Origin of the sequence: Rhodococcus sp. NPDC057014 (assembly GCF_042673295.1) — a bacterium.
Taxonomy (GTDB): Bacteria; Actinomycetota; Actinomycetes; order Mycobacteriales; family Mycobacteriaceae; genus Rhodococcus_F.
The window spans coordinates 1-14,418 of record NZ_JBHUSF010000237.1; the positions used below are offsets into that span (position 1 = coordinate 1).

At 68.5% G+C, this 14,418-nt stretch carries 16 protein-coding genes; 6 read left to right on the forward strand and 10 right to left on the reverse strand.

The annotated features are described in order from the left end of the window. Both ACFTZB_RS32715 and ACFTZB_RS32720 read left to right on the forward strand, forming a co-directional pair. A partial coding sequence (locus ACFTZB_RS32715; RefSeq protein WP_378437991.1) for a class I adenylate-forming enzyme family protein occupies positions 1 to 411 on the forward strand: 411 nt, incomplete at its 5' end. A gap of 44 nt (positions 412 to 455) precedes the next feature. Next, the gene (locus ACFTZB_RS32720) at positions 456 to 1,298 is read left to right on the forward strand and encodes an enoyl-CoA hydratase-related protein (RefSeq protein WP_378437993.1); all 843 of its coding nucleotides are present in this window, start codon (positions 456 to 458) and stop codon (positions 1,296 to 1,298) included. A 2-nt stretch (positions 1,299 to 1,300) separates the two neighbouring features. Here ACFTZB_RS32720 and ACFTZB_RS32725 read toward each other — a convergent pair whose 3' ends face one another. The 3 genes from ACFTZB_RS32725 to ACFTZB_RS32735 are packed head-to-tail and all read right to left on the reverse strand — an operon-like array spanning position 1,301 to position 3,889. Further along, positions 1,301 to 2,101, reverse strand: a complete 801-nt coding sequence (locus ACFTZB_RS32725) for a carbon-nitrogen hydrolase family protein (RefSeq protein WP_378437995.1) — start codon at positions 2,099 to 2,101, stop codon at positions 1,301 to 1,303. 56 nt (positions 2,102 to 2,157) lie between these two features. Next, entirely contained in the window at positions 2,158 to 3,042 is an 885-nt protein-coding gene (purU, locus tag ACFTZB_RS32730; RefSeq protein ID WP_378437997.1) for a formyltetrahydrofolate deformylase, read from the reverse strand. A 13-nt stretch (positions 3,043 to 3,055) separates the two neighbouring features. Next, complete coding sequence (locus ACFTZB_RS32735) at positions 3,056 to 3,889, reverse strand: class I SAM-dependent methyltransferase (RefSeq protein WP_378438000.1); 834 nt, start codon at positions 3,887 to 3,889, stop codon at positions 3,056 to 3,058. A 57-nt stretch (positions 3,890 to 3,946) separates the two neighbouring features. On the opposite strand from ACFTZB_RS32735, the gene deoC reads away from it, so the two are divergent. Next, positions 3,947 to 4,612: a deoxyribose-phosphate aldolase gene (gene deoC, locus ACFTZB_RS32740; protein ID WP_072939783.1), complete on the forward strand. Its 666-nt coding sequence runs from the start codon at positions 3,947 to 3,949 to the stop codon at positions 4,610 to 4,612. A 12-nt stretch (positions 4,613 to 4,624) separates the two neighbouring features. On the opposite strand, the gene ACFTZB_RS32745 is transcribed toward deoC, so the two are convergent. Next, on the reverse strand, positions 4,625 to 5,392 hold the full coding sequence (locus ACFTZB_RS32745) for a DUF2993 domain-containing protein (protein WP_043824446.1): 768 nt from the start codon (positions 5,390 to 5,392) through the stop codon (positions 4,625 to 4,627). Positions 5,393 to 5,505: 113 nt separating this feature from the next. Here ACFTZB_RS32745 and ACFTZB_RS32750 point away from each other — a divergent pair, with 113 nt between their 5' ends. Beyond that, positions 5,506 to 6,123, forward strand: coding sequence for a hypothetical protein (locus tag ACFTZB_RS32750; protein ID WP_378438003.1), 618 nt, complete (start codon positions 5,506 to 5,508; stop codon positions 6,121 to 6,123). Positions 6,124 to 6,139: 16 nt separating this feature from the next. On the opposite strand, the gene ACFTZB_RS32755 is transcribed toward ACFTZB_RS32750, so the two are convergent. The 4 genes from ACFTZB_RS32755 to ACFTZB_RS32770 form a co-directional block, all read right to left on the reverse strand. Then, positions 6,140 to 7,687: a TROVE domain-containing protein gene (locus ACFTZB_RS32755; RefSeq protein WP_378438005.1), complete on the reverse strand. Its 1,548-nt coding sequence runs from the start codon at positions 7,685 to 7,687 to the stop codon at positions 6,140 to 6,142. Between the two features lie 336 nt (positions 7,688 to 8,023). Continuing rightward, entirely contained in the window at positions 8,024 to 8,821 is a 798-nt protein-coding gene (locus ACFTZB_RS32760) for a class I SAM-dependent methyltransferase (RefSeq protein ID WP_378438007.1), read from the reverse strand. Between the two features lie 21 nt (positions 8,822 to 8,842). Further along, positions 8,843 to 9,343, reverse strand: coding sequence for a DUF2505 domain-containing protein (locus ACFTZB_RS32765; RefSeq protein WP_005560412.1), 501 nt, complete (start codon positions 9,341 to 9,343; stop codon positions 8,843 to 8,845). Positions 9,344 to 9,394: 51 nt separating this feature from the next. Beyond that, complete coding sequence (locus ACFTZB_RS32770) at positions 9,395 to 9,892, reverse strand: DUF2505 domain-containing protein (protein ID WP_378438010.1); 498 nt, start codon at positions 9,890 to 9,892, stop codon at positions 9,395 to 9,397. A gap of 26 nt (positions 9,893 to 9,918) precedes the next feature. Between ACFTZB_RS32770 and ACFTZB_RS32775 the strand changes: the two genes are divergently transcribed. Next, entirely contained in the window at positions 9,919 to 11,010 is a 1,092-nt protein-coding gene (locus tag ACFTZB_RS32775) for a UDP-N-acetylmuramate dehydrogenase (RefSeq protein WP_378438012.1), read from the forward strand. Positions 11,011 to 11,042: 32 nt separating this feature from the next. Beyond that, positions 11,043 to 12,227 (forward strand): Ig-like domain-containing protein, encoded by a 1,185-nt coding sequence (locus ACFTZB_RS32780; protein WP_378438014.1) that lies wholly within the window; start codon positions 11,043 to 11,045, stop codon positions 12,225 to 12,227. A gap of 343 nt (positions 12,228 to 12,570) precedes the next feature. Here ACFTZB_RS32780 and ACFTZB_RS32785 read toward each other — a convergent pair whose 3' ends face one another. Beyond that, positions 12,571 to 13,317, reverse strand: coding sequence for an SDR family NAD(P)-dependent oxidoreductase (locus tag ACFTZB_RS32785; RefSeq protein WP_378438016.1), 747 nt, complete (start codon positions 13,315 to 13,317; stop codon positions 12,571 to 12,573). Between the two features lie 9 nt (positions 13,318 to 13,326). Beyond that, positions 13,327 to 14,274 (reverse strand): TauD/TfdA dioxygenase family protein, encoded by a 948-nt coding sequence (locus tag ACFTZB_RS32790; RefSeq protein ID WP_378438018.1) that lies wholly within the window; start codon positions 14,272 to 14,274, stop codon positions 13,327 to 13,329. Positions 14,275 to 14,418: the final 144 nt, after the last annotated feature.

Below are 14,418 nucleotides of genomic sequence, written 5' to 3' on the forward strand. Positions count from 1 at the left end.
CTGCGGGACGGCTGGCTGCACAGCGGTGATCTGGGAACCCGGGACGGCGAAGGGCGTCTGCAGTTCGTCGACCGGCTCAAGGACCTCATCATCACCGGAGGTATCAACATCTCTCCGGTGGAACTCGAACGCGTGATCGGTGAGATCGAGGGAGTGGAGGAAGTGGCGGTGATCGCCGCGAAGGACCCACGATTCGGTGAGACTCCCGCCGCGATCGTGACGGTGACCGGCGACGTCGACGAGGTCGCCATCGTCGAGCACTGCGACCGACTCGTCGCCGACTACAAGGTGCCCCGGTACGTCGTGATCCGGAACGAACCCCTGCCGCGCCTCCCCAGCGGAAAGCTGTCGAAGACCGCGATCAGATCCGAGTACCGCGACGTATCCGAACGGTTCTCGAAGGTGCGCTGACACACCGCGCGGCACGGGACCACACGACGAAAAGAGAACAGTTCATGACGAGTATCGCCACCGAGAGCGTCGTCCACCTCGAGCGGGACGGTGAGATCGCGATCGTGCGGCTGAATCGCCCGGATCGGCTCAACGCCTTCACCCTCGAGGTGCGGGACCGCATCATCGAGGTCTTCGACGAGTGCGATGCCGACGACACCATCCGTGCGATCGTCCTCACGGGAACCGGCCGGGCCTTCTGCGCCGGGGCCGACCTCGCGAAGGGCGGCGACACGTTCGTCACGGAGGACGACCCGGACAGCGGCGAGGCGCCACCCGATTCGGGCGGTCAGGCGTCACTGCGGATCTACCGGTCGACGAAGCCGGTGATCGCGGCGATCAACGGTCCTGCAGCGGGAGTCGGGGTGACGATGACACTGCCCGCCGACATCCGGATCGCCTCCGACACAGCCAAGTTCGGTTTCGTGTTCACCCGCCGCGGGCTCGTGCCCGAGGCCTGTTCCACCTGGTTCCTGCCCCGGATCGTCGGGATCTCGACCGCCGTCGAGTGGGCCGTGGGAGGGAAGATGGTGTCGGCGGCGGAGGCGCTCGAACGCGGCCTCGTCCGCGAGGTCGTCCCCGCCGACGAAGTGCTGCCGCGGGCGATCGAGGTGGCGCGCGAACTGGCGACGGGCACCTCGCCGGTCTCCGTCGCGCTGACCCGGCAGTTGATGTGGAGGATGCTCGGCGCCGACAGCCCAGAGGTCGCGCACCGGGCCGAGTCGATCGCCATCCACGTCCGCGGAACGTCGGCGGATGTCCGTGAAGGGGTCGCGGCGTTCCTCGACAAGCGGCAACCCGATTTCCCCCAGTCGGTGTCCGACGGCCTGCCCGACGTCTTCCGCTGAATCTACTGCTTGGCCACCACCTCGAAGCGGCGCAGCGTCAGCGCCGGGTTCTTGGCGCGGACCTCGGCGATGCGCTCGGCGGAGACGGTGCCGATCGCGGTCCCGGTCCGTTCGCCGAGGGACGCGATCACCACGCCCATCGGATCCACGATCATGGACGCACCCGAACCCACCGGAGCGCACTGATCGGCCGCGAGGACGTAGAGGGTGTTCTCGATGGCCCGGGCGCGGACGAGCGTGGTCCAGTGGTCCTCCTTGAGCGGGCCCGGCATCCACGCGGCCGGCAGGACCAGGACGTCGGCGCCCGCGTCGACGATGCGCCGCGTCACCTCCGGGAACCGCAGGTCGTAACACGTCTGCATGCCGAACGTGATGCCGTCGACCGTGAACGTCTCGGGATCGCCGATGGTCCCCGCCTGCACGAACTCCGACTCCCGGTAGCCGAATGCGTCGAACAGGTGCAGCTTCCGGTACGTGGCGGCGATGCCCCCGTCGGGGTCGACCGCGACGAGGGTGTTGAAGATCCGGCGCTCGCCCGGGATCGCCTCGTTGATCCCGGTTACCAGGGTCAGCCCGTGCCGGACGGCGATCTCGCGCAGGCCGGTCACGAATTCACCGCCGAGGGATTCGGCAGTGTCCACGAACCGCTCGTCGATCGCCGGGAGCGCGAACATCGCGTATTCGGTGGTCGCCAGCACCCGGGCGCCGCCCGCGGCCGCCTCCCCGGCGAACGTCGCGATCTGCCCGAGGTTGTCGTGCTTGTCCGCACCCGATGCGAACTGTGCGATTGCGACGTCGATCATGTCGGTACCTCTCCGCGGTGACGGGTCCGGACGGCGTGCCCGCCTCGGCGACGAAACTAGCTGAACACCACCGTCTTACGGCCGTGCACGAGGACGCGGTCCTCGAGGTGCCAGCGCAGGCCGCGGGACAGCACCAGCTTCTCGATGTCGCGACCCTGCCGGACCATGTCCGCGACCTCGTCGGCGTGGTCGACACGGATCACGTCCTGCTCGATGATGGGGCCCGCGTCGAGTTCGGCCGTCACGTAGTGGCAGGTCGCGCCGATCAGCTTCACACCACGGGCGAATGCCTGGTGGTACGGGCGGGCGCCGACGAACGACGGCAGGAAGCTGTGGTGGATGTTGATCGCCCGGCCGGCCCAGTGCTCGCACAGCTGCGACGGCAGCACCTGCATGAACCGTGCCAGCACCACGGCATCGGGGTCGTGGGCGTCGACCAGTTCACGCACCTGCTCGAACGCCGGCCCGCGCTCGGCAGGATCCTTCGGGAACGGCACATGGTGGAAGTCGATGCCGTGCTGCCGGGTGACCGCCTCGAGGTCGCGGTGGTTGCCGATCACCGCGCAGATGTCGGCGGGCAACTCGCCTCCGGCCGCGCGGCCCAGCAGGTCGTGGAGGCAGTGCGCCTCCTTGCTCACCAGCAGCACCACCCGTTTGCGCTCGCCCGTGTCGGACACGGTCCACTCCGTCTCCGGACCGAGTTCGGCGGCGACGGCCGCGAACCGCTCCCGGAGTTCCCCGATCGACATGTCGACGGACGACGCCCGCACGGCCTGACGGGTGAAGAACCAGCCGGTGTCGGCGTCGGCGTGGTACGCCGCCTCGACGATCCAACCGCCGACCTCGGCGAGGAACGTCGAGATCCGGGCGACGATGCCGGTGCGGTCGGGGCAGCCGAGAGAAAGAACGTACCGGTGGTCCTCGGTCGAAGCAGCGCTCATGGGCAACAGTCTTTCAGGTCGCACTCCGGCCGTTCACCACGGCGGTGCCGACGAGGGTGCCGGCGTCGACGTCGTGGATCGCGCGCTCGGTGAGCAACTCCAGGAAATCGAGGCGGATCTGCTCGACCGTCCGGTCGTCGAACGGGGACAGCGCGCGGCGCAGGTTCCCGCCCATCACGAGGTCCCACACGAACTCGGGTGTCGCGGGAATGATGTTGGACAGCTCCCGGACCTCGGTCGAGTGCGCGCCCAGCTCGCCGAGCCACTGGTGCAGCCCGTCCGGGGTGTCGATGTGTTCGAGCGCGTCGAACGGCGACCCGCCGGAGTCGGCCTCCGGTTCCCGGTGCCGGGCGACAGCGTCGTGGAGCGCCTCGGCGAAGTCCCGTAACGCGCCCCGCCGCCACACCGTGATTCCGACCTTGCCGCCCGGCCGGACGAGGCCTGTGAGCCGCGTGAACGAGGCGTCCATGTGGGGCAGGAAGAACACGCCGTACGAACAGGCGAGTGCGTCGTAGCCTGCCGCCGGGACGGTGCTCGGCGACTCCCACGTGGTGGCGTCCGCGCGGACGAACTCGATGTTCTGCAGCCCGCGGTCCGACGCCTTCAGCCGCCCCACCTCCAGGAGTTCGTCGGACAGGTCGACACCGTGAACGAGGCCCGACGGACCCACCGCGGTGGCCGCGGGAAGCGCCGAAGACCCTGCGCCGCAGCACACGTCGAGGACGGCGTCCCCGGGACGCAAACCGAGTTGGAAGGCGAGGGACTGCCCGGCCGGCCCCCACACGGTCGTCGTCAGCCGGTCGAACTCGAGCCGTGCCTCGTCGAAGACCGATCCCGGATCACTCATACGGCGATGCTAGGCCGTGCAGCGGGCCAGGGAAGGCGTTGTGCGAAGCTCACAGGCATGTCCGACGTTGCACTGACCCGCTCCCAGGTGGCCGACCTCGTCGACCACACACTCCTCAAGCCCGAGGCCACCACCGACGACGTGAAGGCGCTGATCGACGAGGCGCGCTCGCTCGGTGTGCTCGCAGTCTGCGTGTCGCCGTCGATGCTGCCCGTCAAGGCGCCCGGACTGGTGACCGCGGCGGTGGTCGGGTTCCCGTCGGGGAAGCACCACTCGCTGGTCAAGGGGGCCGAGGCCAGGCTCGCAGTAGATCAGGGCGCCCAGGAGATCGACATGGTGATCGACATCGGCGCCGCGGTGGCGGGCGACTTCAACGCGGTGCTCGCCGACGTCCTCACCGTCCGCGAGGCCGTCGGCGACAGCACCGTGCTCAAGGTGATCCTCGAGACCGCCGCGCTGAGCGACGAGGCGATCGTGGAAGCGTGCCGTGCCGCCGAGCGGGCGGGCGCGAACTTCGTGAAGACGTCCACCGGGTTCCACCCGGCCGGGGGAGCGACCGTGGAGGCGGTGCGGTTGATGGCGCAGACCGTCGGCGGGCGGATCGGGGTCAAGGCGAGCGGCGGGATCCGCACCGCGGCGGCCGCGCTCGACATGATCGCGGCCGGTGCGACGCGGCTGGGACTGTCGGGCACCCGCGCCGTCCTGGACGGACTGCCCGACTGACCCGGCCGCCGATCAGACGAGGAGGCCGCAGCTGCTCTGCTGCTCCTGCTGCTGTTGCTGGGTGGGGGCGGCAGGCATCGTGTAGGCGCCGCCTTCGAGGGTGATCTCGATGGCGTCGTCGGTGACCTTCAGCGATGTCGGCTGCATGCCCAGCGGGTAGGTCTGCAGGCTCGAGGTCAGGATCTGGACCACCCCGTCGACGAGGTCGGTGGGGAGCCCGAAGCCGAGGATCGCGGCGCCCACCGTGTCGACCTTCACGGTTCCGTTCACGACCTCCGGTTTGACGGTCAGATCCGCGAGCCCGGCCGGCCCGACGGAGAACTTCAGGGTTCCCGCGCTCGAATCGGCGGTGACACCGCTGATCAGCGAGCCGAACGCCTGCTGCTGCAGCGTGGCGAGGATGCCGGCGGTCGACCAGGTGACGTCCGCGTCGGAACTGCCGATGGTGCCGCTGCTGTCCGCGGTGTTCTCGATCCGGATGTCGTTGACCTGGGCGTGCACCTGCATTCCCTGGGCGGGGCCGAACTTGGTGTCGTCGCTGTCGATGGTGATGTAGGGGACGTTCTTGTCGACGGACTGCAGCAGGACCGGCTTCCAGCTCAGCCCCACGTCCACCTGCGAGCCGAGTTGGCTCTCGAACTGGTCTGCCATGCAGGTCTTCACTCGGTGGCGGACGAAGAGTTCGCCGCCGACGAGTACCGCCACGAGCGCGGCGATGACGACCAGAGAGATGACGAGCACACGGTTACTTCGGGGTGCGGAGTTCGTTCGGGCTGCCATTACACGGATTCTTCCCGACAACTCTGAACAAATTCTGTGAATACGTCGGCGGAGGGTCGCCGAGATCCGCAGAAATTGTGATACCCGCCACAATTGCCCAGTAATGTAGGGGAATGTCCGGATGGTTGGCTCCACGTCCCGGTGACCCGGAGCGCGAAGGTGTCGGTGAAGAACTGACACGCGTCGCGACGGCTCAGGCGGGTTTCTTCACCACTGCGCAGGCGCTGCGCCTCGGGTTCGCTGCCGACGAGATCGGCGAGCGACTCGCCGACGGCTCGTGGGTCAAGATCGAGCGAGACCTGTTCCGTTTGAAGGATTGTCCGCACTCCGATCTCGAGGAGTTCGCGAAGTGGTGCACCTGGTTCGGTGCCGCTGCCGCGGTCTCCCACCAGAGTGCTGCCGAACTTCACGGTCTCGGGCACCTGTACCCGCGGTTCATCCACCTCTCGACGGTGCTGTCGCCGCCCTCGCCGACGCAGCAGTTGGCGCTGCACCGGCGGTCGCTGCGCCCGGAGGACTGCGAGCAGGTCGGCCCGCTGCGCATCACCACGCCGCTGTGCACGGCACTCGACCTCGCCGCCAGCGGAATCTCGCAGGAACTGCTCGACGAGGTGGTCGCCGACGGCGTCGCGATCGGGCGACTGAACGCCCGCGCACTGCACGGCGAATGCGGATCCCTGCCGGCGCAGGTGGCGCAGCGCGTCGAACACGCACTGGCCACCTGCACCTGACGGACCGCTCGGGCCTTCAGAACGGCCACTCGCCGTCCCCGGCGCCTTCCAGGAGCGGGATCATCGAGAACCCCGCGTCCGACAGTCCGCCGAACGTGTGACGGTTCGCGGACCCCGTCGGCCCGTGACCGTGCCGGTAGCCCGCCACGTTCCACGTGTAGACGGGGACATCGGCCGGGACGTGCCGGGTCGGATCGCCCCACGCCGCCTGCTCGTCGGTGACGACGACGACGCGATCGTGGCCGCGGTAATGCTTCCGCACCGCCGCCGCCGTGTCGGTGCCGCCCAGGTCGCCGAAGCTGTCGACCACCCGCAGCACCGCCCGATGCACGAACGGCACGGTCCGGCTGTCCGTGCCGAATTCGACGAGGTCCGCCCGCTCGGCACGTGCCGCCAGCACGGTGCCGAACACAGCGGCCGCGTCCGCCCTCGTCAGTTCCGACCGCGCCGAGACGCGGCTGTAGAACATCGATCCGGACCGGTCGACGAGAACCAGCGTGCGGCCGGGCAGCGACGGGACCGCGGACATCGACGCCCCGAGCGCACGCTCGAGCGCGTGCCCCCACCGCAGGCTCGGCGCGTTCCGGTACGCCGCGAGAAAGCGCATCGGCAGCTGCCGCGACTTCGCGACCTCCCCCGGATCGGCGATCCGGGCCGCCACCTGCTCCGCGACGTGGTCGGGGATCCCGGCCTCGTCGAAGTTCCGCAGGTTACGGAGAAGCGCCATGAAACCCATGGACGGGATCACCGCCTGCCAGGCCGCGGCATCCATCGGTCCCTGCAGCCAGCCGGCGAGCGACTCCCATGTCATGCCGGCCGCCGACAGCCGCTCCGGGGTCCGGAGAACGGCACGCCGGTCCTCCGGCGGGAGTGCCGCCAGCGCCGCCCGTTCCGTGAGCATGCGCAGACCGGCAGGCACGGCGTTCTCGCGCCCCTGCCGACGGTCGATCGCGTGCCGGAACAGCTCGCCCTGCCACGCCGCCGACGGCGACGCGTGGGTGAGTTCGAGAACGTCGCCGAAGCGGACGTCCCTGGCCTCGGAATCCCACTTCAGCAGTGAACGTTCCGAGTACAGCCGGGCGGCGGCGTCGGCGACACCGCGCTTGACCGGCTTCGGGATCGAACGGCCGTGCCGGGACATCCAGTACGCGAGGATCTCGCCCGGCTCGTCGGCCCGCTCCAGCGCGGAGGAGATGACGGCACGGTTGCCGCCGTGCAGACCGGCACCCAGCCGGGCCCGGACGAACTCGGCTGCGGCCACCACCGACGCCGAACGCAGATGCGCATCGCGGCGCAGCCACCCGATCAGGCGGGCGGTCCACTCCGGGTCCGACAGTGCGACCTCGTGGACCAGCGCGACGAACCGTCCGTCGCGGTCCGAAGCCGACTCGTAGAACGTGTGCTCACCGACCATGTTCGTGACCGCGAGGAGGAACAGCTCGCTCTTCGCGTCACGGGCGTAGCCGCTGCCGCCCTCGAAGGTGCGGCCCGACGGTTGCGTCCCCGACGTGATGGGGCTCCGTGCCTTGTTGCGGCGCAGTATCTTCGGGTTGAACTTGCTCATGGTTGTTCCTCCTTCCGGGAGGTGTCGGTGCTCGTGGGTGCGCGCCACCCGAGGTCGAGGCGACGACGGGGTGCGGAGTCGAACCGCGTGCTCACGCACTTCGCCAGAGAAGTATCCGTCGTCTGCGCACCGGGTGGCGCGCACACATGTCGTGCCGAGTTCGGAGTCGGCGGAGGCACGGACGCGCTCTACCACTGAGCTACAGGGACCTGCGTCCCTGACCGGATTCGAACCGGCGACCACGCGATCCAGAGTCGAAGTAGCCCTCGCCTGCGCACCGGCACAACATGTTTCGTGAACCGACTCTACGGGGCGCGTCGGGGGATGTCGCGTGAATTAATTCGTGCCGGAACCGGGTGCGACCAAATCCCACGGAACGGTGAGGATGTTGTCGCGGATCCGGCGGCGCTGCGGCTGCACGGGAAGTCCCTGCGCGCGCAGCAGTTCGAGGGCGGCCCGCCACCGCACCCGCGGTCCGAACGAGCCGTGCGGCGCCGCGGTGGCCCACGCACGATCCGCCGCCGCGAGGAGGGCGTGGACCGGCTCACCCGGGACATTCCGATGGATCAGCGCCTTGGGTAGTCGTTCGGCGATGTCCGACGGCTTGTCCACCGCGAACGGATCCCACGCCAGGGTCAGCGACAGCGGGCGGGTGGCGTCGAGTAGCACCCACGCGCAGCGGCGGCCGAGCTCGTCACACGTGCCGTCGAGGATCAACCCGCCCGGGGCGAGCCCGGACTGCATCCGCGCCCAGGCAGGCCCGACCGCATCCTCGGGGTACTGCCGCAGCACGTTGAATGCACGGACCAGGACGGGGCGCAGTCCGGAGAGCTCGAACCCGCCGCGGGCGAAACTCACACCGTTCCTGCTCTCGACCACACGCTCGGGGTCGATCTCGAGCCCGACCACCCGGCGGTCGCCGCGCACGGCGGTCAACCGGTCGGCGAGCTCGAACGTGGTGTGCGGCCGGGCGCCGTACCCGAGGTCGACGACGAGCGGGTCAGCGGACGCGTGCAGCGTCCGGCGCACCAGCGCGTCGTGGACGAGCCAGCGGTCGCTGCGGCGCAGCCGGTTGATGCCTGTCGTACCCCGGGTGATGACACCGTGGGGCCGCCTCAGCGTCGCTGAAGTCATGGGAAATCCGTGCTGTGAGTGCTAGTGCTGCGACAACCACGTTTCGGTGATCTCGGCCTCGGCGCGGAACAGGTCGATCAGGTTGACCAGCATCAGCTGCTCGAGCTTCCCGCCGATGAACGGCAGGTACACCTTCGCCTCGGACGAGGTGCGGAACGTGCACCCCGTCTCGGTGGCGAACAGCTTCATGGTGCCCGTCAGACTGCCGGGACCCGCAGGGATCGACGCCTCGTACGTGCCCGTGGTCGGCTCACCGAAGGGCGTGTACGACTCCTTGCGCGTGATGACCATGTCCTTCTTCATCACGGTCTGCGCGATCTCGGGGAGTTCCGACCGCGGCAGGATGTGGTGCAGGACGATGTCGATCCCGTCGTCGTTCACGTCGAAGTGCTCGATGTGGTTCTCGGAGTACTTCCGCATCTCCTCGATGCGCGCATCCCAGTAGTCACGGTTGGTGAACGCGTTGTACACCTCTTTGGGGGTGTGCTTGTAACGGGCTGAGTAGTCGATGCGGCGAGCCATGATCGCCTAGGTTACCGGCTGGGACCCGACACAATGGACACCCGCCCCAGGTCAGCTCCCGAGCCACTGCTCGGTGAACTCCTGCTCCTTCGCGATCAGGCGGAGGACCTCGTCCGCGATCGCGTTCTCGATCTTGCCGCCGATGAGCGGGATCCTGACCTCGGCCTTGCCTTCGACCTGCACGTTCGCCCGGGAACCGTCTTCCTTCAGCGTCTGGGTTCCGGAGATCGTCGCGGGCGCACCCACGACCTCGGCCGTGAACGTGCCCTCGGCGTGATCGCCGTCGAGCGTGCCCCACGTCTCCGTGCGCTTGATCACGAGGTCGCCGGGACGGACCTTCGAGACGATGCTGGGCAGGTGCTCGGCGGGAATCGACTGCGACATGGCCACCGAGATGGTGCCCGGGCCGGTCGTGACCTGCTCCAGGGTGGCCCCCGGTCCTCCGACCTTGTCCAGACGGTCGCGCCAGTACTGCTCGGTGATCAGGCCCGCATGGACCTGGGCGACGGGAAACGCATAGGACGACGAATGCTCGATGCGGCGGCTCACGATCGGCCACGCTACCGTTTGCGGTTGTGTGGGATGTGAGCATTGTCAGTCAACTCGTCGATTCGGGTGCCTTCGTGTCGGAAAACCTCGAACTGTCGGGGATGACCACGCTGCGGGTCGGCGGGCCGGCGCGGATCGTGGCGGAGTGCCCGACCACGCAGGTCCTCGTCGACGTGGTGCGGCTTCTCGACGCCGCGCACATCCCGACGCTGATCCTCGCCGGCGGCTCCAATCTCGTCGTCGGGGACGACGGATTCGACGGCGTGGTGGTGCGTGTGTGCAACACCACTGTCGGTCTGGAGGAGGGATTCGTCACTGCGGAGGCGGGCGCCGAGTGGGATCAGGTGGTCGCGCAGACCGTCGCCGCCGAACTGGGCGGGCTCGAATGCCTGTCGGGGATCCCCGGGTCGACCGGGGCCACCCCGGTGCAGAACGTCGGCGCGTACGGCGTCGAGATCGGGTCGATGCTGCGGCGGGTGCACCTCCTCGATCGGCGCACCGGTGAGGCACGCTGGGTCGAACCCGGCGCGCTGGGCCTCGGGTACCGCACGAGCGTCCTCAAGCACTCCGACGCCGCACTGGTGCTCGCCGTCGAACTGACCGTGCATCCCGACGGGCTCTCCGAGCCGCTGCGCTACCGCGAACTCGTCTCGGCCCTCGACGGTTCCGAGGGCGACCGGTTGCCGTCGGCGCAGGTCCGGGGCGCCGTGCTGGATCTCCGCCGGGGCAAGGGCATGGTGCTGGACCCCGACGACCACGACACCTGGAGCGCGGGCTCGTTCTTCACCAATCCCGTCGTCTCCGACGGCGAACTGGCGGGGGTCCTCGCCGCGATCGAGACCCGCCTCGGCGACGTCACCGTTCCGCAGTACCCGGCCGACGGCGGAACCAAGTTGTCTGCCGGTTGGCTGATCGAGCGGTCCGGCTTCTCGAAGGGGTATCCCGGCGAGAACGCCGTCGCGCGGCTGTCGACGAAGCACACACTCGCGTTGACCAACCGGGGCGCCGCGAAGAGCGAAGACCTGCTCGCACTGGCTCGCGACGTCCGGGACGGCGTCCAGTCGGCGTTCGGTGTCCGGCTCGAACCCGAACCCGTGACGGTCGGCTGCGCGATCTGAGACAGGTCCGTAGCGCAGGTAACCTGTTAGCTGTGCATGAACTGGGTTCTCGGACAAGTCGGTCGCGCGTCGCGCTGATCGCGACGGCGCTGCTCGCGTTTGTAGTTTTGCTGACCGGATGCACGGTCGGCTCCGAGTCGGGAACCGCCACCGCGCCTCCCGAACCGGCGGTCGAGGTCACCCAGAATCCGGCGTCGGGCACCGAGGACGTCAGCCCGGTGGCGCCGATCTCCGCGACCGCGTCGCAGGGCACGTTCACCGACATCTCCCTCGTCAACGCCGAGGGGCGTGCCGTGCAGGGTGTGCTGTCACCCGACCGGACCACGTTCACCGTCGGGGAGGCGCTGGGCTACGGCGCCACCTACACCTGGAAGGGCACGGCACTCGGCACGGACGGCAAGTCCGCCGCCGTCGACGGCAGCTTCACCACACTCGAACCGGACGAGACGATCGGCGCCACACTCAACATCGGCGACGGCCAGGAAGTCGGGATCGCCGCCCCGATCATCGTGCAGTTCCACGATTCCGTCGAAGACAAGGCGGCGGTCGAGAAGGCGATGACCGTCACGACCGACCCGCCCACCCCCGGCTCCTGGGCGTGGCTGCCCGACGACAACGGGTCGCGCGCGCACTGGCGTCCCCAGAACTACTGGGCGCCCGGGACCACCGTCGCCCTGGACGCGAAGCTGTACGGCGTGGACTTCGGCGGGGGAGCCTACGGCGAGCAGGACCTGTCGCTGAACTTCACAGTCGGGCGCAGTCAGATCGTGATCGCGAACGCCCCCAGCCACCGCATGCAGGTGGTGCGCGGCGGCGAAACGATCATGGACATCCCCGTCAGCTACGGCGAGGGCAACGAGGCGCGCAACGTCACCCGCAGCGGCATCCACATGGTGACCGAGAAGCACGAGGACTTCCTCATGTCCAACCCGCCGTTCTACGAGAACGTCCGCGAACGCTGGGCGGTCCGCATCTCCAACAACGGCGAGTTCATCCACGCCAACCCCGAGACCATCGGCGTCCAGGGTTCGTCGAACGTCACCAACGGCTGCATCAACCTGTCCCTCGAGGACGCCCAGCAGTACTTCGGCACCGCGATGTACGGCGACCCCGTCGAGGTGACCGGGACGTCCATCGACCTGTCGGCCGCCGACGGCGACATCTACGACTGGGCGATCAGCTGGCCCGACTGGCAGTCCCTGTCGGCCCTCGCATAGGTGAGCGGCACAGCGTGCTCGGGCACACTGTGCCGCTCACCTACGGGTCGGCCGCTCTGAAACTTTCTTCACACTCGGTGGAACCGAAGCCGACTCCGTTGCGTCTACCTGAATGAGGACGCGTCAACGGCGCCGCGTTCTCGGGTGACACAACTGTGGGGAGTCGTCCGCTGTCGAGGGGTCGACGGACGACCCCGACAGTCCGTTTCGGTCGAAAGTCGTTGATCGGCAGGGGGCTGTGGGATGGGATGGATGTTGCTGGGTTTGGTGACGATCGTGGCGGGACTGTGGGCGGTGGTCCTGTTCCTCGAACACCAGGACAGGCGGATCGCCGCGAAGTCGCCTACGTCGTACGGTGAAAACGTCCGGACGAGGCCTGATCTCGTGGCTTGACGACGATCTGGTCGATGTTCACGTGGGACGGCCGGGAGGCGACGAATCCGATGATGTCCGCGACGTCCGTGGCCACCAGCGGGGTGATGCCCTGGTAGACCTTGTCGGCGCGGTCCTGGTCGCCTTCGAAGCGCACCAGCGAGAACTCGGTTTCCACTGCGCCCGGTGCGATCTCGGTGAAACGGACCGGTTTGCCGAGCAGTTCGCCGCGCAGCGTGCGGTGCAGGACGGCCTCCGCGTGCTTGGCCGTCGTGTACCCGGAACCGTTGTCGTACGCCTCGAGCGCAGCCAGCGACGTGACGGTGACGACCAGACCGTCACCCGACTCGATCAACTTCGGCAGCAGCGCCTTGGTGATCCGAAGGGTGCCCAGAACATTGGTCTCCCACATCCACCGCCAGTCGTCGAGATCGGCCTCGGCGACGGTGGCCAGTCCCTTGGCACCGCCCGCATTGTTCACGAGCACGTCGACCCTCGGCAGTACCGCGCTGAACGCGTCCACGGAATCCTGGTCCGTGACGTCGAGTTCGAGCGCGGTACCGCCGATGTCGTCGGCGATCTTCTCCAGACGATCCAGTCGCCGCGCCCCGATTACCACATGAAATCCCTGTTCGGCCAGGGTGCGGGCGGTGGCTTCGCCGATTCCGGAGCTCGCTCCGGTGACGACGGCGATGCGGGTGTCAGGTGAAAAGGTCATGCCGACATGTTAGGGCTCGTCGATGACGGAGTAGTCACTCGCGTCGCCTGCGACGCTGCGGCTGCGCTCGCCCCGGACGTTGACGGGGACGTCGCCGGCCAGGGTGATGCGGTTGAGTCGCCGGTACTGGTCGTCGTAGTCGGCGACGGCGTAGTGCTGAGTGGCACGGTTGTCCCAGATCGCGACATCGCCCGACTGCCAGTTCCACCGGGTGGTGAACTCGAGGGAGATGGCGTGATCCTGCAGGACCTTGAACAGCGCTTGCGACTGGGTGCTGCTCAGGCCGACCAGCTTCTTGACGAAGTGACCGAGCAGCAGTGTGCGTTCGCCGGTCTCGGGGTGGACCCGCACCACCGGGTGCTCCGTCTCGAAGTAGGTGGACTGGAACTCGGCGCGGTATTCCTGCGACTTCTCGTCCTGCGCGCGTTCGGCGCTGGTCGCCGCGTAGTCGTAGACGTTGGTGTGCGTCGCCCACAGGTTGTCGGCGAGGACCTTCAGCGGCTCGGGCAGCGCGTTGTAGGCGGCGACACCCGACGCCCAGGTGGTGGTGCCGCCGTACGTGGGGAGTTCCACGGCGCGCAGGATCGACGCCTTCGGGATGCGGTCGACGAACGTGACGTCGGTGTGCCAGCTGTTGGCTTTGCCGTAGTCGGAGTCGATGGGCAGCACCTTGGTGCCGCGCGAGGTGACGGTCGGGTGCGCCGTCGTGGGGGAGCCGAGAAGCTCCGCGAACTCGTACTGCGAGTCGTCGGTGAGATGTTCCTGGCCGCGGAAGAAGATCACCTTGTGCTCGAGCAGGGCCTGACGGATGAGTGAGACGGTGGCGGGGTCGAGGTTGCCGCCGAGCCGGACGCCGTCGATCCGGGCGCCGATGTGGGCGCCCAGCTTGACGACGCTCGCCGCGTTCGGGGAACCCTCGGCGTCGGTCACGTGCTCGGGCGCGAAATCGATGGACATGGTGGGCCTTTCGGATACCGGAGACGGTGTGGAGTCCTGTAACCGAACCATCGGGGCTGTGTTGCCGGAAGGATTTGCGTCACCCTGATCGCAACGGGTGGGCGCACGACGACGTCTCCGCCGCACCGGCGGGCGGTGCGGCGG

Coding starts and splice junctions, on each gene's coding strand:
- ACFTZB_RS32720 (WP_378437993.1), top strand. CDS start 456: ATGACGAGTATCGCCACCGAGAGCGTCGTCCACCTCGAGCGGGACGGT.
- ACFTZB_RS32725 (WP_378437995.1), bottom strand. CDS start 2,101: ATGATCGACGTCGCAATCGCACAGTTCGCATCGGGTGCGGACAAGCAC.
- purU (WP_378437997.1), bottom strand. CDS start 3,042: ATGAGCGCTGCTTCGACCGAGGACCACCGGTACGTTCTTTCTCTCGGC.
- ACFTZB_RS32735 (WP_378438000.1), bottom strand. CDS start 3,889: ATGAGTGATCCGGGATCGGTCTTCGACGAGGCACGGCTCGAGTTCGAC.
- deoC (WP_072939783.1), top strand. CDS start 3,947: ATGTCCGACGTTGCACTGACCCGCTCCCAGGTGGCCGACCTCGTCGAC.
- ACFTZB_RS32745 (WP_043824446.1), bottom strand. CDS start 5,392: ATGGCAGCCCGAACGAACTCCGCACCCCGAAGTAACCGTGTGCTCGTC.
- ACFTZB_RS32750 (WP_378438003.1), top strand. CDS start 5,506: ATGTCCGGATGGTTGGCTCCACGTCCCGGTGACCCGGAGCGCGAAGGT.
- ACFTZB_RS32755 (WP_378438005.1), bottom strand. CDS start 7,687: ATGAGCAAGTTCAACCCGAAGATACTGCGCCGCAACAAGGCACGGAGC.
- ACFTZB_RS32760 (WP_378438007.1), bottom strand. CDS start 8,821: ATGACTTCAGCGACGCTGAGGCGGCCCCACGGTGTCATCACCCGGGGT.
- ACFTZB_RS32765 (WP_005560412.1), bottom strand. CDS start 9,343: ATGGCTCGCCGCATCGACTACTCAGCCCGTTACAAGCACACCCCCAAA.
- ACFTZB_RS32785 (WP_378438016.1), bottom strand. CDS start 13,317: ATGACCTTTTCACCTGACACCCGCATCGCCGTCGTCACCGGAGCGAGC.
- ACFTZB_RS32790 (WP_378438018.1), bottom strand. CDS start 14,274: ATGTCCATCGATTTCGCGCCCGAGCACGTGACCGACGCCGAGGGTTCC.